Below are 19,975 nucleotides of genomic sequence, written 5' to 3'. Positions count from 1 at the left end.
CGGCCGCAGCGGCCCCGTCCGGAGGCTCGCCGCGAGCGTGCGAGCGGGTGAGAGGGACGGGGTCCTCTTTCAGGGGCCGAAGCCGGTGCTGGTCAGCATCGCGAAGGCGACGATCCACAGCACGATCACCAGCACGAAGAACGCCGTCACCAGGCCCCCGACGACGATCCCCGCGAGGGCCAGCCCGGCGCCGTCCTCGCCGGTCCGCTGGATCTGCCGACGGGCCGCGATGCCGAGGACCAGCCCGGCCGGCGCGAAGACGAACGCCATGACCAGGGCGAGGATGGCCAGGGTGTTGGTCGGCCGGCTCCACTGCGGCGGGCCGTAGCCGGGCGGTGGACCGTAGCCGGGCGGTGGGCCGTGGCCCCACGGCTGCCCGTGGCCGGGCGGCGGGTACGCCGCTCCGGGCGGGGGGTACCCGCTGCCGGGTGCCGCCTGCGGCGGGTCGCCGAGGTGCAGCCCGTCGTCGTGGGTCATGGGTCCTCCTGTGCCGTGCGGTCCGCGCAGCGGCTACTCCACCACGACCGTGGTGGGACCCCGGGGGACGCCACGCGGTCGGTGCGGCGCACGGAGCGGCCGGGACCGGGTCACCAGGCACACGCCGGGGCGGCGGCGGCCGTGTCGCATACTCCTCGGTAACTCGGACACCGCAGTCCCGAAGGAGAGCAGCCCGTTGACCCGCTTGGCGCAGACCGCTGATCTGACCGACATCCAGCGCGAGATCCTGTCGACGGTCAGGAGCTTCGTCGACCGCGAGATCATCCCGAACGCGCAGGAGCTGGAGCACGGCGACACCTACCCCCAGGAGATCGTCGACGGGCTCAAGGAGCTCGGCATCTTCGGGCTGATGATCCCCGAGGAGTACGGCGGCCTCGGCGAGTCGCTGCTCACCTACGCGCTGGTGGTGGAGGAGATCGCCCGCGGCTGGATGAGCGTCTCGGGCGTCATCAACACCCACTTCATCGTGGCGTACATGATCAAGCAGCACGGCACGCAGGAGCAGAAGGAGCACTACCTGCCCCGCATGGCCACCGGCGAGGTGCGCGGCGCCTTCTCGATGTCCGAGCCGGGTCTGGGGTCCGACGTCGCCGGCATCCGCACCAAGGCCGTTCGGCAGGCCGACGGGAACTACGTCATCGACGGCCAGAAGATGTGGCTGACCAACGGCGGCAGCTCCACCCTGGTCGCGGCGCTGGTCCGCACCGACGAGGGTGCCGAGAAGGCCCACCAGAACCTCACGACGTTCCTCGTCGAGAAGCCTTCCGGCTTCGGCGAGGTCAAGCCCGGGATCACCATCCCCGGGAAGATCGAGAAGATGGGCTACAAGGGCGTCGACACCACCGAGCTGGTGTTCGACGGCTACCTCGCGCAGGCCTCCGACATCCTCGGCGGGGAGCCGGGCCGCGGCTTCAGCCAGATGATGGACGGCGTCGAGGTGGGCCGGGTCAACGTCGCGGCCCGCGCCTGCGGCATCTCCATCCGCGCCTTCGAGCTCGCCGTCGCCTACGCCCAGCAGCGGGAGACCTTCGGCAAGCCGATCGCCCAGCACCAGGCGATCGCCTTCCAGCTGGCCGAGATGGCCACCAAGGTCGAGGCCGCCCACCTGATGATGGTCAACGCCGCCCGCCTCAAGGACGCCGGCAAGCGCAACGACGTCGAGGCCGGCATGGCCAAGCTGATCGCCAGCGAGTACTGCGCCGAGGTGACCACGCAGTCCTTCCGCATCCACGGCGGCTACGGCTACTCCAAGGAGTACGAGATCGAGCGCCTCATGCGCGAGGCGCCGTTCCTGCTCATCGGCGAGGGCACCAGCGAGATCCAGAAGACGATCATCAGCCGCGGTCTGCTGAAGACCTACCAGCTCAAGGGCTGACCGGTCCCGTCCTCGGCCCCCGTCCCGTGTCGCCGGGACGGGGCCGGGTCGTCTCGACCGTGCGGACGCCCCGGCCCCGGACCATCCCCGACCCGACGTGCTAGGCAGGATCCATGCGAGCCGTGGGAGTGACCGAGTTCGGCGGGCCGGAGGCCCTGCACATCGTCGACGTGGCGCCCGAGCCCCTGGAGCCGGGCCAGGTGCGGCTGCGGGTCGAGGCGGCCGCGGTCAGCCCGACCGACACCCACGCCCGCTCCGGCGCCTACGCCGAGCGCGACCCGGTCAAGACCCCGCCGTGGGTCCCCGGCATGGACGTCGCCGGCACCGTCACCGAGGTCGGCGAGGGGGTGGATCACCTCGCCGTCGGCGACCCGGCCATGGGCATCGTCGTCCCGTCCGGCCCGCACGGGGCCTACCGCGAGGACAAGGTGCTGCCCGGCGACTCGGTGGTGCGGGCGCCGGCGGGCGCGACCGCCGTCGAGGCGTCGACGCTGCCGATGAACGGGCTCACCGCCCGGCTCTCGCTGGACCTCATGGGCCTGCGGCCCGGGCAGGTGCTCGCGGTGACCGGTGCGGCGGGTGCCTACGGCGGTTACGTGGTCCAGCTGGCCAAGGCCGACGGGCTCACCGTCGTCGCGGATGCCTCCGAGGCGGACGAGGAGCTCGTCCGCGGCCTGGGCGCCGACGTCGTCGTCCGTCGCGGCGAGGACGTCGCGGCGCGGATCCGCGAGCAGTTCCCCCAGGGCGTGGACGGGCTGGCCGACGGCGCCGTGCAGGACGCGCAGGCGCTGCCCGCCGTCCGGGACGGGGGAGCGGTGGCCACGGTGCGCGGCTACCGGGGGGACGGCGAGCGCGGGCTGCGGTTCTTCCCGACCCTCGTCCGGTCGGTGGCCACCGACCGCCCGGCGCTGGACCGGCTGCGCCGGCAGGTCGAGGAGGGTGCCCTGACCCTGCGGGTCGCGCGCACGTTCCCCGCGGAGCAGGCCGCGGAGGCGCACCGGCTCCTCGAGGCCGGCGGTGTGCGTGGCCGGCTGGTGCTGACCTTCTGAGGTCGCGCCGGGCGCCCTGCAGCTGATTGGCTGCACGGGTCCGGGCGGCGGAGCCCGGCCGATGGGGAGGTCCGGCGAGATGGTGCACAGGCTGGTGGTCAACTACGGGACGCCCGACGACCCGGCTGCGTTCGACGCCTATTACCGCGAGACGCACGTTCCGCTCGCGTTGGCGCAGCCCGGCCTGGTGCGGCTGACCTTCGGCCACCCCACCGGCATGGACCCGGCCCAGCCGACGCCCTACCTGGTGGCCGAGCTGGACTTCGACTCCGCCGAGGCCATGGCGCGGGCCATGGCCTCACCCGAGGGCCGGGCGGCCGGCGCCGACCTCGCCAACTTCGCCACCGGTGGGGCCATCGTCGTCCACTTCGAGGTGCACACCGCCACCTGACCCCGGCCCGGGGATCCCTCGACCGGGTTCTCCACAGGCGCCGATGGACCGGAACCAGCGCGTCCGTCTAGCGTTCCCGCGGCATCCGGCCCCGGCGGCCCCCGACCGGCGAGGGGTGGTCCGCTCCTCCCGGCGGGGGCCGGCCCGGGGCGGGCGGGAACCGGCGAGGGGTGGTCCGTGCGCGTCCAGGTGAGCATGGGGCAGGCCGACGGTTCCCTGCTCGACGTCGCCCTCGACGTGGACGACGACCTGCCGATGGGCCGGGTGGCCGCGGAGCTCGGCCGGGTCACCGGCCGGCCCGCCGAGGGCGTCTGGGTTGCCGGGGAGCAGGTCGACGACGACCGGCCGGTGGGGGAGAGCCCCCTGGTCGACGGCGCGCTGGTGCACCTGTCGGCGGCCGACGCCGTCGCGCCCGTCCGCCCGTCGACCCGGGGGTGGCAGCTGCGGGTGCTCAGCGGCCCGGGCAGCGGGCTGGTCGCCGAGCTGCCCATGGGCGAGCACGAGCTCGGCCGCAGTGGAACGTTCGGGTTCGCCGACCGCTCGATGTCGCGCCGCCACGCGCTGCTGCGGGTGGGCGCCGACGGCGCGGTCCTGCGGGACCTCGGCTCGGCCAACGGCACCTTCCTCGAGGGTGAGCCGGTGCCCGAGGAGGAGCCCGGCGTCCCGGTCGGTCCCGGCCGGCTGGTGCAGCTCGGCGACACCCGGCTGGTGGTCGGGCCGGCGCCGCCGGCCGACGCCGCCGTCGAGCCGGCCGGCCCGGGCGCGCGGGCGTTCGTCCGGGCGCCGCGCCTCCTGCCCTCGCAGCGGGAGGTCCGCGTCCAGCTGCCGCAGGAGCCCAGGACGCGGGAGCCGCGCCGGTTCCCGCTGATCGTGACCCTGTCGCCGCTGGTGGCCGGCCTCGTGCTGGCCGTCGTCCTGCGCTCGCCGCTGTACCTGGTCTTCGCCGTCGCGGGCCCGGTGATGATGGTCGCCAACGCCGTCGCCGACCGCCGGCAGGGCGCCCGCGAGGCGCGCCGGGCCCGGGAGGAGTACGAGCGGGACCTGGGCCGCGCCCTCGAGCGCATCGGCACGGCGCTGGCCGAGGAGACCGCCCGCCGCCGCGCCGCCCATCCGGACCCGGCCGCGGCCCTGCTCACGGCCGTCCTGCCCGGCCGGCGGCTGTGGGAGCGGCGCCGCACCGACCCCGACGCGCTCGACCTCCGGCTCGGGTCGGCAGACCTCCCCGCGCAGCTGGTGGTCACCGACCGCTCCGGACCGGACGAGCCGCTGGAGCAGCGCACCGTGCGAGCCGTGCCGGCGGTCGTGCCGCTGCGCGAGGCCGGCGTCGTGGGGCTCGCCGGCCCGGCCGAGCCGCTGGCCGGGCTGCTGCGCTGGGTGGTGCTGCAGCTGGCCGTCCACCACCCCCCGCGCGACCTGGCTCTGACCGTCCTGGCGCCGCGCGGCCGCACCGACTGGAACTGGGTGCGCTGGCTGCCGCACGCCCGCCCGGCCGACGGCGCGGGCCCGGTGGCGTTCGTCGGGAACGACCCCGAGACGGTTCCCGCGCGGGTCGCCGAGCTGACCGCCCTGATCCGGGCCCGTCGCGACGCGGTGACGACCGGGGCCGGCCGGGTGCTGCCGGAGTCCTTCCCCGCGCACGTGCTGGTCGTCCACGGCTTCCGGCCGCTGCGGGTCACGCCCGGCCTGGCGCAGGTGCTGCAGGACGGGCCGGCCGTCGGCGTCTACGCGGTCTGCGCCGACGAGGAGGAGCGATTCCTGCCCGAGGCGGCCACCGTGACGGCGGTGTTCGACCCGGACGGCGAGGCGACGCTGTCGATCAGCCGCAGCGGCCACGACCCGGTTGCCGGTGTGCTCGCGGAGCCGGTGGCGGCCGCGCTCGCCGAGGGCGCGGCCCGCGCGCTCGCGCCGCTGCGCGACGTCAGCCTCGCCGACGACGACGCCGTGCTGCCCGACAGCGTGCGGCTGCTCGACGCCCTCGGGCTGGAGCCGCCCACCGTGGACGGCGTCCGCGCGCAGTGGCAGCTGGAGGGCCGGACCACACGCATGGTGCTCGGCGCGGGCCTGCACGGACCGTTCACCCTCGACCTGCGCACCGACGGCCCGCACGGGCTGGTCGCCGGAACCACCGGCGCGGGGAAGTCCGAGCTGCTGCAGACGATGATCGCGTCCCTCGCGGCGGCCAACCGCCCGGACGCGTTGAACCTCGTGCTGGTCGACTACAAGGGCGGCAGCGCGTTCAAGGACTGCGTGCACCTGCCGCACACCGTCGGCATGGTCACCGACCTCGACGCCCACCTGGTCGAGCGGGCGTTGACCTCGCTGGGCGCGGAGCTCCGGTACCGCGAGCACCGGCTCGCCGCCGCCGGTGTCAAGGACGTCGAGGACTACGTCGACCTGCAGGCGCGTGAGCCCGGTCATCCGCCGCTGCCGCGACTGCTCATCGTCATCGACGAGTTCGCCTCGCTGGCGCGGGAGCTGCCCGACTTCGTGGCCGGGCTGGTGGGCATCGCGCAGCGCGGCCGGTCGCTGGGCATCCACCTCCTCCTGGCCACCCAGCGGCCGAGCGGGGTGGTGTCCCCGGAGATCCGGGCGAACACCAATCTGCGCATCTCGCTGCGGGTCACCGACGGCGCCGACAGCAGCGACGTGCTGGACGCGCCGGACGCCGCCCGCATCCCCCAGTCGGCGCCCGGGCGCGGGTTCGCCCGGCTCGGCCACGGCGCGCTGGTGCCGTTCCAGGCCGGCCGGATCGGTGGCCGCCGTCCGGGCCAGGGTGCGGGGGCCGCCGCCGCGCCGTTCGCCGTCCCGCTGGGCTGGCACCAGGTCGGGTACGCGGCCCCGCAGCGTCCGGCGACGGCGGACCGGCGGGCGGGCGTCGAGATTTCCGACCTCTCGGTGCTCGTCGAGGCGGTGCGGGGCGCCGCGGACGCCGAGCGGGTGCCGGTGCAGCGCAGCCCGTGGCTGGCGGCGCTGCCGTCGCGGGTGCTGGCCACCGACCTCGAACCGCCCGCCGCCGGGGCATCGGCGGTCCGGCTGCCCTACGGGCTGCAGGACCTGCCGGCCCGGCAGGAGCGCCGGGTCGCCGCCTTCGACCCGGCGACCGACGGGCACCTGCTGGTCATCGGCTCACCCCGGAGCGGCCGGTCGCAGCTGCTGCGGACGCTGGCCGGGGCGGTCGGCTCGCGGTGCTCGACCCGCGACGTGCACCTCTACGCCCTCGACTGCGGCAACGGCGCACTGCTCGCCCTGGAGGACCTGCCGCACTGTGGCGCGGTGGTGCCCCGCGTGCAGACCGAGCGCGCTGCCCGGCTGCTCGACCGGCTCGGCCACGAGCTCGAACGCCGTCAGCAGGTGCTGGCCGAGGGCGGCTTCGCCGACCTTGCCGAGCAGCGCCGCTCGGCCCCGGTCGACCACCGGCTGCCGCACGTGCTGCTGCTGGTCGACCGGTGGGAGGGCTTCAGCCCCACCCTCGGCGAGGTCGACGGCGGGCGGCTCACCGACATCTTGCTGACTCTCGTGCGCGAGGGCGCGTCGGCCGGGATCTCGGTCGTGCTGACCGGCGACCGCTCGCTGGGCACCAGCCGGCTGGCCTCGCTGACCGACAGCAAGCTCGTGCTGCGGCTGGCCGACCGGGGCGACTACCCGCTGATCGGCGTGCCCGGCCGGCAGGTGCCCGACGGGTTGCCGCCGGGGCGGGGGGTCACCGTCGACGGCGCCGTCGAGACCCAGGTCGCGCTGCTGGCCGGGGACGGATCCGGGCAGGCGCAGGCGGCGGCGATCGCCGGGATCGCGGAGGCCGCGCAGGTGCGGGACGCGCTGCTGCCGCGGTCGGCCCGCCCCTTCCGCGTCGACGCGCTGCCCTCCCGGATCACCTTCGAGGCGGCGTGGGACCTGCGGCCGGCGGAGCCCGGTCCGGGCTTCGCGCTGGTCGGGGTGGGCGGAGACGAGCTGGCCGGCGCCGGACCGGACCTGGCGGGCGGCGGCCGGGCGTTCGTGGTCGCCGGGCCCGCCCGCTCGGGCAAGAGCTCCGTGCTGGCCGTCATGGCGGAGTCACTGCTCCGGCACGGCACGTCGGTCGTCGTCTGCGCGCCGAAGGCGTCGCCGCTGCGCGACCTGGTGGGGCGCTCCGGCGTCGTGGCGGTGGTGGAGGACGCCGCGGCTGCGGCCGGGCGCTGGCGGGAGTTGCTCACCGCCGATCCCGGGCATCCGCTGGTCCTGCTCCTCGACGACGGCGATCTTCTGCGCGACTGCCCCGCGGCGGAGGTGTTCCGCGAGGTGGTCACCGGCTCCCTGCCTGGACGCGGCCTCGTGCTCGCGGGCACCGCCGACGGGATCTGCACCGGGCTCTCCGGGTGGCAGGTGGACGCGCGGAAGGCCCGGCAGGGGCTGCTCCTGTCCCCGCAGGGCAGCACCGACGGGGACCTGGTCGGCGTCCGGCTGCCGCGCAGCGCCGTCGGCGGGCCGGTGCGGCCGGGGCGGGGCCTGCTGCACCTGGGCGACGGGGCGGTGCGCGCCGTCGCCGTCCCGATGCCCCCGGACGGGACCGGCCGAGCGCCTGTGGAGAACGGCGAACCGGGCCGTCGGGTCTCACTACGGTGAGCGGGCCGGTGCCCCTTCCGACGTGGAGACCCCAGTGAGCGATCTGTACATCGACGGAGCGGTGCTCGCCCGGGTCCACGCCGACCTCCTCGGCATCCGGGACCTCCTGGAGCAGCCCGCCCGCGAGATGCGCGAGGTGACCGGATCCGCGATGGGTTCGCCGGCGCTGGCCCGGCGGATGGACGAGTTCGGAAACGAGTGGGCCTACGGCATCGGCAGGCTGGGTCGGTTCGCCGCCGACGCCGCCGACGCACTCGACCGGATCTCCGCGACCTTCCGGCAGGCCGACGCGTCGCTCGCCGACGCGCTGCGGGAAGCGGGCGGGCGATGAACGGCAGCTTCGCTTCCCTGGGGTTCGACCCGGCTCCCGGGGACGTCGGCGCCGCCGCGCAGGTGGCCGCCGGTGTCACCGGCGCGGCCCGGGCGCTGGAGGAGATCTCCGCGGTGCTCACCGGAGCCGCCGGCGGCGAGTGGCGGGGTTCGACGGCCGTCGCCTTCCGCGAGCTGCTGTCCGGGGAGTTCCGACCCAGGGTCGAGGCCGCGGCCCGCTCCTTCGACGAGGCGAGCCGCGCGCTGCACGACTGGCTGGACACCATGCACGCCGGTCAGCGCCGCGCGCGGGCCCTGGAGGCCGAGCACGCCGAGGCGGTCCGGCGGGCGCACGCCGCCCACGCCTCCTACGCCGCCATCCCGGCCGCCGCAGCCCCGGGCGGGACGCCGACCGCGGAGCAGGCCTCCGCCGAGGCCGACCGGCTCCGGGCCCGCGCGGCCGCCGGGCGGTCGGCGGGGACGGCGGACGCAGAGGTGGACCGGATCACGCGGGAGGCCCACGCCCTCCTCGCCGGCTACGAGCAGTCCGGCCGGGAGGTGGCCGGCCGGCTGCAGCGGGCGATGGACGTCGCTCCGGACGAGCCCGGCTTCTGGGCCGGGCTCGCCGAGGACGTCGGCACGGCGCTCGCCGTCGTGGAGGAGGTCGCCGACGACCTCCGCGACGTGCTGGTGGAGGTGCTGGACCGGTTGGCCCCGCTGCTGGACGTCGTCGGTGACCTCGCCGGACTGCTGAGCACTGCGTGCGGGTTGCTGGCGTTCGTCCCGGGGCTGCAGGTGCTCGCCGGCCCGGCCGTCGCGTTCGGTGTGCTGGCGGCGGGTGCCCACCACCTCGCCGCGGTGGGCGAGACGGGCAGCTTCACCGAGGCGCTCACCGACCCGGCCGTCCTGATGGACGCCGTGGGCGTGGCCCTGGGGGTCGGCGGCCTGGCGATCGGCACGCGGCTGCTCGCGGCGGCCAGGGTGAGCCGCGCCGCGTCCGCCGCCGGTGGCCGAGCCACCGGCACGCTCCCGGAGCCGGTCGCCCTGCGGCTGGATGCGGTGCCGACCTACTTCCAGCTGGCACGCAGCACCAGCTACCAGATGTCCGAGGGTGAGCTGGTGTGGCGGATCGCCCGGTCGCACGTCAGCGCCGGTGTCGTCGCGACCACCGCGATGGGCGCCCGGGGCACCCTGGACACCGCCGGAAGCCTCGCCAGGTGGGAGTTCGGCCCGCTCACCCGGCAGCCGAGGGCGGTCGCGTGACCGCCTCCTCGTCGGTGGTCGCCGAGCTGTGCGTCCCCGCCGACTGGGCCGAGCTCCTGCTCCCCGACGACGACGCGGCCCACGCCTGCTTCGACGAGCTGGCCCGTGCGACCTGGCCGTCCGGGCCGGTCGAGGTCCGGGCCGCCGCCGCCCGCGCGCTGCTGTCCTGGCGGGCGGCGGTGCTGGCCCGGGGGGCGGTGAGCCACGGGGTGGTCAGCGCTCCGCACCCCGGCGGCGGCACCGCCACCTGGCACGTGCTGAGCGCCGTCGTGACGCTGCCGGCGGTGGGCGAGGTCGATCTCGGCGCGCTCCTCGCCGAGCTGCTGCGCGCGCAGGGGGCCGAGGAGCTGCTCCACGTGGAGGCCTTCGAGACCGATCTGGGGCTCGGGGTCGGCCTCGTCGCCGAGCACACCGTCGTGCCTCCGCCGCAGCTCGGGGCCCTGGTCGCCCGCGGGATCGAGGTCGTCGCCGGACCGGTTGCCGTCGGGGTCGCCGCGGCGCTCGCCTGCGCCCCGGGCGCGGAGCAGGGCCTGCTGGTGGTGGGCGTGAGCCTGGCCCCCGAGCAGGTGTGGGAGGTGGCCGGGCTCGTCGCCGTCGTCACCGGGCGTTCGCGACTGCACCCGGCGCCCTCCGGTGACCAAGGAGAGGACCGGTCAGGATGACCGCCGCGCAGAGCCCGTCGCCCGTCGACCGGCCCGTCGACCACCCGTGGGCGACCCGGGCCGAGCTGCTGGCCGCCAGCGCGGAGGCGGTGCCCGCCCTGGAGCGGCGGCTCCTGAGCGTGCGCCGGGTAGCTCGCCAGACCGCGCTGACGCTGGTGTTCCTGTTCCTGGGGGGTTCGTCGGCACGGCCGTGGACCAGCACCACCTCGAGCCGGTGGTGCTGGTCGTCGTCGCGGCCGCCGGACTGGCCGGCGTGGCGGCGGGCGTCTCGGTGATCCGCACCGAACGCGAGAACCGCCGGTGGAGAAGGCAGCTGCTCGGCTGGGCCGCCGCTGAGCGCGCCGGCCGGGCGCTCCCGCGCGGGCTGCTGCGACCGGAGCACCGCACTCCCTTCGACGCGCACGGCGACGCCGACTTCGTCGACGTCGCCGAAGATGCCCGGGTGGCGGCGACGGTCCGCACGAGGAGCGTGCGGCTGGTGGCTCACTCCGTTCCCGCGGTGGTCGCCGTGCTGGCGGGTGCGGTCGGTGTGCCGGGGATCGCGACCGAGCCGTTGGACGTCTCCCGCGTGGTCTTCGGCGTCTTCGCCGGTGTACTGGGGATCGCCGGGCTCGTGGCCGTGGGGGCGCAGGCGCGGTACCTGTACGGCCTCGACCGGGTCCGGGCCCGGCTGGCGGAGGACGTCGCCCGCCTGCCCCGTGCCTCCGAGATCCCGGAGCCGCCTTTCGCCGTGCGCGTGCTCATCCCGGCCGTGCTCACGGTGCCGTTCGCGCTCCTGCTGATCCACCGGATCGCCTCCTCCGGCTGATCCGCCGTCGGGCGACCTGCGGTCGTCGTCCCGGGGTGCACGCATGCATGACGGAAGGCCGCCTCGCATCCGGCGAGGCGGCCTCCCCGAGGAGCCGGGCGGGTCAGCGGCCGAGCGCGCCGGCCAGCTGGCTGTCGGCGTCCCGGAAGGTGGCCGCGGCCTGGTTGAGGTACTGCGCCATGCCGTCCAGCCCGGCGATCATGTTCCGCGCGCCGGCGGTGAACTCGTCGTAGGACGCCTGGAAGGTGCGGCTGGAGCTGTCGGTCACGTACCCCTCGGCGACGAGCTGGTCGACGAGGCCCTTGAGCTGACCGAGCATGCCGTCGATCTCGGCGCGGCCGTTGGTGAGCCGGCTGGCGGCGTCCTCCATCTGCTGGTAGGTGACGTTGAGGTTGGCCATGGTGGTGTCCAATCGGGAGGGCCGGCCGCGAACCGAAACCGGCGGATCAGCGGGTCTGGCGGGACGGTATCGACCGCGCTCCCGTCGCCGGAGGGTTGTCCACAGGCGCCGCGCAGGCCCTCGAGCGGGGCCTGGAACCGCGGCGGCGAGATGCTCCGGCGAGGCGTCGACTGGGGTCGCCTCCTCCAGCGGTCCGTGACATGGTCCGATTCGTGAACGGCGCCCAGGCACTGATCAGGACCCTCGTCGACGCGGAGGTCGACGTCTGCTTCGCCAACCCCGGCACCTCGGAGATGCACTTCGTCGCGGCACTGGACGACGTGCCGGAGATGCGCGGTGTGCTGACCCTCTTCGAGGGGGTCGCCACGGGCGCGGCCGACGGTTGGGCGCGGATGACCGGCCGACCGGCCGCGACGCTGCTGCACCTGGGCCCCGGCATGGGCAACGGCCTGGCCAACCTGCACAACGCCCGGCGCGGGCGGGCGCCCATGGTCAACGTGGTCGGTGACCACGCCCGCTCGCACAAGCGGCTCGACGCACCGCTGGAGTCCGACATCGACGCCGTCGCCGGCACGGTGTCGCGCTGGGTGCGCCGTTCGCTGTCACCGGCCGACGTCGCCGCCGACGCCGTCGACGCGGTGGCCGCCGCCCGCTCCGGTGGCATCGCGACGCTCGTCCTCCCGGCCGACGTCTCCTGGGAGGAGGGCGCCGAGGTGGCCGCGCCGCGGCCGGTGCGGCCGGCTGCGCAGGTGGCGCCGTCGGTGATCGAGGAGGTGGCCGCCGTGCTGGCCAGCGGCGAGTCGGTGGTGCTGTACCTCGGTGGTGACGCCGTGACCGAGGACGGCCTGCTCGCCGCCGGGCAGGTCACCGCCGGCACCGGGGCCCGGCTGATGACCGAGTCGTTCCCCGCTCGCGCGGCCCGGGGTGCGGGCCTGCCCGACGTCACCCGGCTGCCCTACCCGCCGGAGCTGGCGATGGCCGCGCTCGACGGGACCAGGCACCTCGTGCTCGCCGGGGCCACCGCTCCGGTGCACTTCTTCGGCTACCCCGGCGTCCCCGGCCACCCGGTGCCCGAGGACTGCACGGTGCACGTGCTGAGCGAGCCGGGCGAGGACGGCGTCGCGGCCCTGCGGGTGCTCGCGGCGCTCGCGGCTCCCGACGCCGAGCCGGTGCTGCTGGAGGCCTCCCGTCCGGAGCTGCCCACCGGGGAGCTGACCCCGCGCACGATGGCGGCGGTGATCGGTGCCCTGCTGCCCGAGCGCGCGATCGTCGTCGACGAGGCGCTCACCTCCGGGGTGGGGCTGATGGAGCTGACCTCGGGCGCGCCCCGGCACGACTGGCTGGCGCTCACCGGGGGCGCCATCGGCGACGGGCTGCCGATGGCCCTGGGTGCGGCGGTGGCCTGCCCCGACCGCCCGGTGATCGGCATCCAGGCCGACGGCAGCGCCATGTACACGATCTCGTCGCTGTGGAGCTACGCCCGCGAACAGGCCGACATCACCACGATCATCTGCGACAACGGCTCCTACGCCATCCTCCAGCACGAGCTGTCGCGGGTCGGCGCGGCGAACGACGGCGAGCGGGCCGCCAGGCTGCTCGACCTCGGCGGTCCCCGGCTGGACTTCGTCTCGATCGCGCAGGGCATGGGCGTGCCGGCCACCCGCGCCACCACGGCCGACGAGCTGGCCGAGCAGTTGCAGGGGGCGCTCGCCGAGCCCGGACCGCACCTGATCGACGCCGTCCTGCAGTGAGCCGGTGCGGGGGCCGGCGACCGCCCCCGCACCGCTCCCGGTCAGGCCCCGGTGGTCGCGGGCGCCGGCCGACGGCCCCGCTGCACGGCCAGCACGCCGGCGACGGCGACGACGACGCCGACCACCGGCGGGATGAACCACCCGGCCTCGTTGCTGACCCAGGCGGCGAACGCGGCCACCACGTAGACCACGAGGTTGCGCCACTCGACCGCCGGCAGCGCCGACGTCGCCGGCATGCCGCCCCGCCAGCGCGCGAGGAAGTCGCCGATGACCACGCCGCCCAGGGGTGGGATCAGGATGCCGAGCCACACCAGGTAGTCGATGAGGTTGTCGTAGATGCCGGTGATGGCCAGCAGGGTCCCCACGACCACGCCGCCGATGACGAAGGGCTTCTTCGACCGCGAGTCGGCGATCTCCGCGCCCGCGACGCCGAAGTTGTAGGCGGTGTTGTCGTTGGTGGTCCAGAGGTTGGCCACCAGGAAGACCAGCCCCCAGCCGACCAGCCCGAGCTGGTACAGGACGAGCACGAAGTCGCCCTCGCCGAACGCCAGGGCGCCGACCGCGCCGAAGCCGAGCATCAGCAGCTCGCCGATCAGGAACGCCACCACGCACGCCCAGAAGCCGACCGTGGGCGTGCGCGCGAACCGGGTCCAGTTGGGCGCCTGCGTGCCGCCGGAGGCGAACGTGCCGACGACGATGGTGACCGCGGCGGCGATCGGCATCGTCCCTCCGGGCTCGATCGCCGTCAGCCCGCTCCAGCCGCCGACCTCCTCCAGCGACCGCCAGGTGACCCAGCCGGCGAGCACGAGCATCAGCGGGACCGACACCACCGACAGCGCGTACATCCCCCGGTAGCCGTAGTAGGCGGTGACGCCCATGAGGGCGCCGCCGGCCACCATCAGGGCGATCTCGGTGGCCCGCCCCTGCCACTCCAGGGCGCTGGCGGTGAGACCGGCGAGCGTGGCGACGGTGACCCCGTACCAGCCCACCTGGGTTCCGCCCAGCAGCAGCGAGGCAAGCTTGGCGCCCCGGGTACCGAGGGAGTACCGGCACATCATCACGGTGGTCAGGCCGGTGCGGGCGCCGATGCCGCCGATCGCCGCGACGTAGACGCCGAGGACGGCGCTGCCGAGGAGCAGCACCCAGATCAGCGAGGTGACGTCGAACGCGGCGCCGATCTGCGCGCCGGCGAGCATCGTGGGCGTGAAGAAGGTGAAGCCCAGCAGGACGATCGCCAGCGAGAACAGCGACCGCCGGGCGTGCGCCGGTACCGGGTCGATGGGGTAGTCGGGATCGATCTCGGCCGGCGCGGGGGAGACGTCGTCGCGACCGGTGACGCGGCTGCTCATCGGTCGCCCTCCGGCTGCGCCACGGCGGTGTCGTCCTCGCCGATGTCCTCGTTCCACAGGGCCGGGTGCTCGGCGATGAAGTCGCTCATCATCCGGGTGCACTCCGGGTCGTCGAGGACCAGCACCTCGACGCCGTGCTCGGCCAGCCAGTCGTGGCCACCGGAGAAGTTCTGCGCCTCGCCGACGACCAGCCGGGAGATGCCGAACTGGCGGACCAGCCCGCTGCAGTACCAGCACGGGGACAACGTGGTGACCATCGTCGTCCCCCGGTACGAGGGCTGGCGGCCGGCGTCGCGGAAGGCCGAGGTCTCGCCGTGCACCGACGGGTCGTCGTCCTGCACCCGTCGGTTGTGCCCGCGGCCCAGCACCGTCCCGTCCGGCCCGATCAGCGCGGCGCCGATCGGGATGCCGCCCTCGGACAACCCGGTTCGTGCCTCCTCCAGGGCGATCCGCAGCCAGGAACGGGCTGTCGCCTCGTCCAGGGAATTTGTCATCGAGCGTCGTCCTCTCCCCGCCGGCCGGAGTGACCGGGCGTCGCGGCCATCGTGGCCCCGGTCCGCGGATGTCTTGTAACGGCCTTGTTGCGTTCAGTGGTCGCAGGGTCGGTCTCCCTGTGGGCGCCGTCAAGGCCCACAGGAACGATCGGCTACACGTGTGCAGGACGGGACCACGCTCGACCAGCGGGTGGCGCGGCGCCTCGGGATGACCGGAGGGATCTTCCCGTGCCGCCGGGGGAGGGCCCTCGGCCGTCCCGCCGGTCCTGGCGGACGACGACGACCGGCCGGCGGGAGCCCCGGGTGTCCGGCGTCCGGCGGGGCTGCCTAGATTGCCTGGAAGTGGACGGTGGAGATGGACAGGATCCCGGCCCCGCCGTGCCCCGTCCGTCGCGGCGGCTGATCACCGATCCCGTTTTCGGTCCTTATTGGGGCGGCAAGCTGCTGGCCAACGTCGGCATCTGGATCCAGAACATCGCGAGCGCGGCCCTGGTCTGGCAGCTGACCTCGTCGGCGTTCCTCGTCGGGCTGGTGAGCTTCGCCCAGTTCGTGCCGCAGCTGGTGCTGACCCCGGTGAGCGGTGCGATGGCCGACCGGGGGAGCCCGCGCAAGCAGATCCTGCTCGGGCGCACGTTGTGCACGCTCGGCGCGGCCGTCCTGGCCGGCTGGGTGCTGCTGACGCCGGAGGTGACCGACGTGCCGCCGTGGGTCGTCATGGTCTGCGCGCTGGTCGTGGGGATCGGGTTCTCCGTCGGCGGCCCGGCGATGCAGGCGCTGCTCCCGTCACTGGTGCGGAAGGGCGAGGTGGCCCCGGCCGTCGCGCTGGACAACCTCACCTTCTCGGTGGGCCGGGCCGTCGGACCGGCGGTGGGCGGCGTGGTCGCCGCCACCGCCGGTTACGGCGTCGCCTTCGGTCTGGCCGCCGTCGGCCATCTCGTCTTCCTCGTAGCGGTGTTCCGGCTCCGGACGCCGGGCGCGGCGACCGCGCCGGGCCCGCGGCTGTCGGTCTCCGCCGGGGTCCGGTACCTGCGCACCGATCCGGTGGTGGGTGTCCTGCTCCTCGGCGTCACCGCGGTCGGCATCGGCGCGGACCCGGCCGTGACGCTGGGGCCGTCACTGGCCGACGTCCTCGGGGGCGGTCCGGAACTCGTCGGCGTGCTGGCCTCGGGCTTCGGGGCGGGCGCCTTTATCGGCTTCTTCGTCCAGGCGGGCCTGGTGCGGTACCTCGACCACGCCTGGCTGGCCACCGGCGGGCTGGTGCTGCTCGCGGCCTCGGCGGTGGGGGTGGCGGCGAGCTGGAACGTGCCCGCCGCCGTCGTCGCCTTCGTGGTGGGTGGCGTCGGCCTGACGCTGGCGATGAACGGCATCACCACCCTGCTCTACGCCCGCGTTCCGCGGAAGTACATCGGCCGGATCATGGCCCTCTGGCTGGTCGGCTTCGTCGGCTCCCGGCCGCTGGCCGCGACCCTGAACGGCGCGTTGACCGACCTGCTGTCGGTCGGCGCCGCCCTGGTGACGACGGCGGTGATCGTGCTGGGTGCGGCCGCGGTGTGCCGGCCCGCGGTGCTCCGGCGCCCGGTGCCCCCGAGCTGAGCCCGGTCAGCGGGTGGGCACCTCCCGGGCGAGGACGAGCGACGTCACGACGAGCCACAGACCCCCGAGACGAAGCCGAGCAGCCCCGAGGGGCCCACGGGGGTCAGGGCGACCACCACCGCGAGCACCATGACCAGGGACGGCACGGCCGCGATGCGCGCGCTCTCCCAGCCGGTGGTGAGCAGTACCTGGGCCGTGGCGCCGTTGCCCAGGTGGGCCTCCCGGTTCACCCGACCGGGTAGACGCGGTCACACGTCCGTCCACAGATTGCCTCTTCGCCTCCCATCGGACTGACCATTTTCCTACAGTCCCGTCGATTCGATTGCTCGCTGGCTCGACGGGGGATGGGGCGTGCCGACTGCTCTGGACGTCGTGGACGGCGAGGTCCGGGAGCTCATCCGTCGGCGTGGCCTGGATCCGTTCACCGATCCCGGCCCGGTGCGGCTGCTGGTGCGCGACGTGGTGGCCGACTACTCCGAGCGGTCGCTGACCTCGGCGCTGCCGCCGATCGGCGACGTCGAGTCGGTGGTGCGCGACGTGTTGGACCGGGTGGCCGGGTTCGGGCCGCTGCAGCGCTACCTCGACGACCCGGAGATCGAGGAGATCTGGGTCAACGAGCCGGGCCGGGTGTTCATCGCCCGGCGGGGTCGCAGCGAGCTGACCACGACGATCCTGGCGCCGGGGGAGCTGGCCGACCTGGTCGAGCGCATGCTGCGCACCTCAGGTCGGCGGATCGACATGTCGACGCCGTTCGTCGACGCGATGATGCCCGACGGCTCCCGGCTGCACGTGGTCATTCCCGACATCACCCGCCGCCACATGGCGGTCAACATCCGCAAGTTCGTGCTGCAGGCGCACTCGCTGGACGAGCTGGTGGCGCTCGGCACAGTCACCGCAGCCGCAGCCCGGTTTTTGGAGGCCGCCGTCGCCTCCGGGCTGAACATCCTGGTCTCGGGTGGCACCCAGGCCGGGAAGACGACGCTGCTCAACTGTCTGTGCGCGGCCGTTCCCGCCCGGGAGCGGGTGATCACCTGCGAGGAGGTCTTCGAACTGCGGGTGCCGCTGCCCGACGTCGTCTCGATGCAGACCCGCCAACCCAACCTGGAGGGCGCCGGCGAGATTCCGCTGCGCCGGCTGGTGAAGGAGGCGCTGCGGATGCGGCCCTCCCGGATCGTCGTCGGCGAGGTGCGGCAGGAGGAGTGCCTGGACCTGCTGATCGCGCTCAACTCCGGCCTCCCCGGCATGTGCACGCTGCATGCCAACAGCGCCCGCGAGGCCGTGGTGAAGATGTGCACGCTGCCGCTGCTGGCGGGGGAGAACATCGGGACGTCGTTCGTCGTCCCGACCGTCGCCTCGAGCGTCGACCTGGTGGTGCACGTGGGCACCGATGCCGACGGCCGTCGGCGGGTGCGCGAGATCGTCGCGCTGCCCGGCCGGTCCGAGGACGGCGTCATCGAGACCGCCGACGTCTTCACCAGCCGCGAGGGCCGCCTTGTGCGGGCCGATGGCTACCCGCCGCACGCCGAGCGGTTCGCCGCCGCCGGGTTCGACCTCGCCGGTCTGCTGGCATGACGGAGTCCGGCGCCCTGCTCGGGCTGGTGCTCGGCGTCGGCCTGCTGCTCATCTGGCGCAGCGGGTCGCGGGCCCCGCGGCCGCGCAGCGACCGGCGCCGGCCGGGGCGGCGTCAGCAGCAGCTGGCCGCGGCCGGGCTCACCGGCATCAACGGCGCCCAGTTCCTCGCACTGCAGGGCGGGCTGGGCCTGCTGGTCACCGTCGTCGTCCTGCTTACCACCGGCACGGTCAGCGTGAGCCTGGTGTTCGGGCTGTTCGGCTTCCTGCTTCCGCAGGTGCAGGTCCGCCGACTGGCCGGCAAGCGCCGGGCCGACCTGCGCGAGGTGTGGCCCGAGGTCGTCGACAACCTGGCGTCTGCCGTCCGCGCCGGACTGTCGCTGCCCGAGGCGCTGGGGGCCCTGTCGACCCGCGGGCCGGAGGTCCTGCGGCCGCCCTTCGCCCGGTTCGCCGCCGACTACCGATCCACCGGCCGGTTCGGCAGCTCGCTGGACCGGCTCAAGGACGACCTCGCCGATCCAGTGGGTGACCGCATCGTGGAGACGCTCCGGGTGGCCCGCGAGGTGGGCGGCAGCGACCTGGGCCGGGTGCTGCGCACCCTGTCCACCTTCCTGCGCGAGGACGCCCGCGCCCGCGCCGAGCTGGAGACCCGGCAGGGCTGGGTGGTGCAGGCCGCGCGGCTGGCGGTCGCGGCGCCGTGGGCGGTGCTGCTGCTGCTGGCCACCCAGTCGACGACGCTGGCGGCCTACGACTCGGCGCTGGGCACGGCCATCCTGCTCGGCGGTGGCGCGGTCTGCCTGGTCGCCTACCGGCTGATGCTGCGGATCGGGCGGCTGCCCGAGGACGTGCGGGTGCTCCAGTGAGCGCCGGCGTGGTGGGGATGCTGCTCGGTCTGCTGGCCGCCAGCGGCCTCGTCCTGGTGCTGACCTACGCGCCGCCGTTCCGGTCGGTGCGGCTGGTCGACCGGCTGGCGCCCTACGTGCACGACACCCCGCCGCCGTCGCGGCTGCTCGGCACGGCCACCGAGCCGGGCATGCTGACTGCGATCCGGCGCATCGCTGGGCCCTCGATCGGCACCGGCGCCCGGCTGGTCGACCGCTTCCTCGGCGGGCGGGCCGCGGTGCGCCGCCGGCTCGACGCGCTCGGCGGCGAGACGACCGTCGAGGACTTCCGCATCGAGCAGGTCGTGTGGGGCGGGCTCGGGCTGCTGGCCGCCGTGGGGGTCGCCGCGGTCGGCTCGCTCGTCGCCGGTGACCTCAACGTGCTGTCGGTCGCCCTGCTCTGCGTGGCCGGGCTGGTCGGCGGCGTGCTCGGCCGTGACTGGTGGCTCACCCAGCAGGTGCAGAAGCGGGAGGAGCTGCTGCTCGCCGAGTTCCCGGTGGTCGCCGAGCTGCTGGCGCTGGCGGTGACGGCGGGGGAGAGCCCGACGGCGGCCATCGCCCGCGTCACCCGCCTCTCCGGCGGCGAGCTCGCCCGGGAGCTGGGCGCGGCGCTCGGCCGCGCGCGGGCCGGCGTCCCGCTGGTCGACGCGCTGCAGCAAGTGGCCGACCACACCTCGCTCGACCCGCTCGCCCGGTTCATCGACGGCCTGCTCGTGGCCATCGAGCGGGGCACCCCGCTGGCCGAGGTGCTGCGCGCCCAGGCGGCCGACGTCCGGGAGGCAGGCAAGCGCCGGCTGCTCGAGGCCGGCGGACGCAAAGAAATCGCCATGATGGTCCCGGTCGTCTTCCTGGTGCTGCCGGTCACCGTCCTCTTCGCCTAGTATCCAATTAGGGTTTATAACGGCCCAGTGGCGCTGGCCGCCCCGACCGGCTGAGAGCCCCTGTGAGGCTCGCTGCTGCCGAACCTAGGGTTCTTATACCCGG

General features: G+C 75.0%; 18 protein-coding genes. 13 read left to right on the top strand and 5 right to left on the bottom strand.

The features are described 5' to 3' along the window. Positions 1 to 69: 69 nt before the first annotated feature. The gene (locus ACI791_RS03355) at positions 70 to 477 is read right to left on the bottom strand and encodes a DUF4190 domain-containing protein (protein WP_456584728.1); all 408 of its coding nucleotides are present in this window, start codon (positions 475 to 477) and stop codon (positions 70 to 72) included. 196 nt (positions 478 to 673) lie between these two features. On the opposite strand from ACI791_RS03355, the gene ACI791_RS03350 reads away from it, so the two are divergent. The 8 genes from ACI791_RS03350 (at position 674) to ACI791_RS03315 (ending at position 10,954) form a co-directional block, all read left to right on the top strand. Continuing rightward, positions 674 to 1,873 carry an acyl-CoA dehydrogenase family protein gene (locus tag ACI791_RS03350; protein WP_456584727.1) on the top strand — a complete coding sequence of 400 codons (1,200 nt, stop codon included), beginning with the start codon at positions 674 to 676 and terminating at the stop codon, positions 1,871 to 1,873. A gap of 113 nt (positions 1,874 to 1,986) precedes the next feature. Then, positions 1,987 to 2,922 (top strand): quinone oxidoreductase family protein, encoded by a 936-nt coding sequence (locus ACI791_RS03345; protein WP_456584726.1) that lies wholly within the window; start codon positions 1,987 to 1,989, stop codon positions 2,920 to 2,922. A 79-nt stretch (positions 2,923 to 3,001) separates the two neighbouring features. Continuing rightward, positions 3,002 to 3,313, top strand: coding sequence for an EthD family reductase (locus tag ACI791_RS03340; RefSeq protein WP_456584725.1), 312 nt, complete (start codon positions 3,002 to 3,004; stop codon positions 3,311 to 3,313). 177 nt (positions 3,314 to 3,490) lie between these two features. Continuing rightward, positions 3,491 to 7,912, top strand: a complete 4,422-nt coding sequence (locus ACI791_RS03335) for an FtsK/SpoIIIE domain-containing protein (protein ID WP_456584724.1) — start codon at positions 3,491 to 3,493, stop codon at positions 7,910 to 7,912. Between the two features lie 34 nt (positions 7,913 to 7,946). Then, the gene (locus ACI791_RS03330; protein WP_456584723.1) at positions 7,947 to 8,243 is read left to right on the top strand and encodes a hypothetical protein; all 297 of its coding nucleotides are present in this window, start codon (positions 7,947 to 7,949) and stop codon (positions 8,241 to 8,243) included. Beyond that, positions 8,240 to 9,484, top strand: a complete 1,245-nt coding sequence (locus tag ACI791_RS03325; RefSeq protein WP_456584722.1) for a hypothetical protein — start codon at positions 8,240 to 8,242, stop codon at positions 9,482 to 9,484. The genes ACI791_RS03330 and ACI791_RS03325 overlap by 4 nt, the downstream gene beginning before the upstream one ends. Continuing rightward, positions 9,481 to 10,146, top strand: coding sequence for a hypothetical protein (locus ACI791_RS03320; RefSeq protein WP_456584721.1), 666 nt, complete (start codon positions 9,481 to 9,483; stop codon positions 10,144 to 10,146). The genes ACI791_RS03325 and ACI791_RS03320 overlap by 4 nt, the downstream gene beginning before the upstream one ends. 190 nt (positions 10,147 to 10,336) lie before the next feature. Further along, positions 10,337 to 10,954: a hypothetical protein gene (locus tag ACI791_RS03315; RefSeq protein WP_456584720.1), complete on the top strand. Its 618-nt coding sequence runs from the start codon at positions 10,337 to 10,339 to the stop codon at positions 10,952 to 10,954. 103 nt (positions 10,955 to 11,057) lie between these two features. Here the strand turns inward: ACI791_RS03315 and ACI791_RS03310 are convergent, their stop codons facing one another. After that, positions 11,058 to 11,354: a WXG100 family type VII secretion target gene (locus ACI791_RS03310; protein ID WP_456584719.1), complete on the bottom strand. Its 297-nt coding sequence runs from the start codon at positions 11,352 to 11,354 to the stop codon at positions 11,058 to 11,060. Between the two features lie 212 nt (positions 11,355 to 11,566). Between ACI791_RS03310 and ACI791_RS03305 the strand changes: the two genes are divergently transcribed. Beyond that, on the top strand, positions 11,567 to 13,105 hold the full coding sequence (locus ACI791_RS03305; RefSeq protein ID WP_456584718.1) for an acetolactate synthase large subunit: 1,539 nt from the start codon (positions 11,567 to 11,569) through the stop codon (positions 13,103 to 13,105). Positions 13,106 to 13,146: 41 nt separating this feature from the next. On the opposite strand, the gene codB is transcribed toward ACI791_RS03305, so the two are convergent. Together codB and ACI791_RS03295 are read right to left on the bottom strand one after the other, a co-directional pair. Continuing rightward, complete coding sequence (codB, locus tag ACI791_RS03300; RefSeq protein ID WP_456584717.1) at positions 13,147 to 14,454, bottom strand: cytosine permease; 1,308 nt, start codon at positions 14,452 to 14,454, stop codon at positions 13,147 to 13,149. Further along, a complete protein-coding gene (locus tag ACI791_RS03295) occupies positions 14,451 to 14,948 on the bottom strand; it encodes a nucleoside deaminase (RefSeq protein ID WP_456584716.1) in 498 nt (165 codons plus the stop codon). Before ACI791_RS03295 ends, codB begins: the two co-directional genes overlap by 4 nt. A 378-nt stretch (positions 14,949 to 15,326) precedes the next feature. Between ACI791_RS03295 and ACI791_RS03290 the strand changes: the two genes are divergently transcribed. Next, positions 15,327 to 16,541, top strand: coding sequence for an MFS transporter (locus tag ACI791_RS03290; RefSeq protein WP_456584715.1), 1,215 nt, complete (start codon positions 15,327 to 15,329; stop codon positions 16,539 to 16,541). Positions 16,542 to 16,585: 44 nt separating this feature from the next. Here ACI791_RS03290 and ACI791_RS03285 read toward each other — a convergent pair whose 3' ends face one another. Continuing rightward, on the bottom strand, positions 16,586 to 16,771 hold the full coding sequence (locus tag ACI791_RS03285) for a hypothetical protein (protein WP_456584714.1): 186 nt from the start codon (positions 16,769 to 16,771) through the stop codon (positions 16,586 to 16,588). A gap of 121 nt (positions 16,772 to 16,892) precedes the next feature. Between ACI791_RS03285 and ACI791_RS03280 the strand changes: the two genes are divergently transcribed. Genes ACI791_RS03280 through ACI791_RS03270 form a run of 3 tightly spaced genes read left to right on the top strand, consistent with a single transcriptional unit; the run spans position 16,893 to position 19,872 of the window. Then, positions 16,893 to 18,113, top strand: a complete 1,221-nt coding sequence (locus ACI791_RS03280) for a CpaF family protein (RefSeq protein WP_456584713.1) — start codon at positions 16,893 to 16,895, stop codon at positions 18,111 to 18,113. Beyond that, positions 18,110 to 18,973, top strand: coding sequence for a type II secretion system F family protein (locus tag ACI791_RS03275; RefSeq protein ID WP_456584712.1), 864 nt, complete (start codon positions 18,110 to 18,112; stop codon positions 18,971 to 18,973). The genes ACI791_RS03280 and ACI791_RS03275 overlap by 4 nt, the downstream gene beginning before the upstream one ends. Continuing rightward, positions 18,970 to 19,872, top strand: a complete 903-nt coding sequence (locus tag ACI791_RS03270) for a type II secretion system F family protein (protein ID WP_456584711.1) — start codon at positions 18,970 to 18,972, stop codon at positions 19,870 to 19,872. Before ACI791_RS03275 ends, ACI791_RS03270 begins: the two co-directional genes overlap by 4 nt. The last annotated feature ends 103 nt before the right edge of the window (positions 19,873 to 19,975 follow it).

The organism is Blastococcus sp. SYSU DS0973 (assembly GCF_054051055.1).
This window is presented reverse-complemented; position numbering and strand designations above follow the sequence as displayed.

Excerpts from the sequence above, each read along its gene's own strand:
- ACI791_RS03325 (WP_456584722.1), top strand. The coding sequence starts at position 8,240 with ATGAACGGCAGCTTCGCTTCCCTGGGGTTCGACCCGGCTCCCGGGGAC.
- ACI791_RS03355 (WP_456584728.1), bottom strand. The coding sequence starts at position 477 with ATGACCCACGACGACGGGCTGCACCTCGGCGACCCGCCGCAGGCGGCA.
- ACI791_RS03275 (WP_456584712.1), top strand. The coding sequence starts at position 18,110 with ATGACGGAGTCCGGCGCCCTGCTCGGGCTGGTGCTCGGCGTCGGCCTG.
- codB (WP_456584717.1), bottom strand. The coding sequence starts at position 14,454 with ATGAGCAGCCGCGTCACCGGTCGCGACGACGTCTCCCCCGCGCCGGCC.
- ACI791_RS03345 (WP_456584726.1), top strand. The coding sequence starts at position 1,987 with ATGCGAGCCGTGGGAGTGACCGAGTTCGGCGGGCCGGAGGCCCTGCAC.
- ACI791_RS03295 (WP_456584716.1), bottom strand. The coding sequence starts at position 14,948 with ATGACAAATTCCCTGGACGAGGCGACAGCCCGTTCCTGGCTGCGGATC.
- ACI791_RS03340 (WP_456584725.1), top strand. The coding sequence starts at position 3,002 with ATGGTGCACAGGCTGGTGGTCAACTACGGGACGCCCGACGACCCGGCT.
- ACI791_RS03310 (WP_456584719.1), bottom strand. The coding sequence starts at position 11,354 with ATGGCCAACCTCAACGTCACCTACCAGCAGATGGAGGACGCCGCCAGC.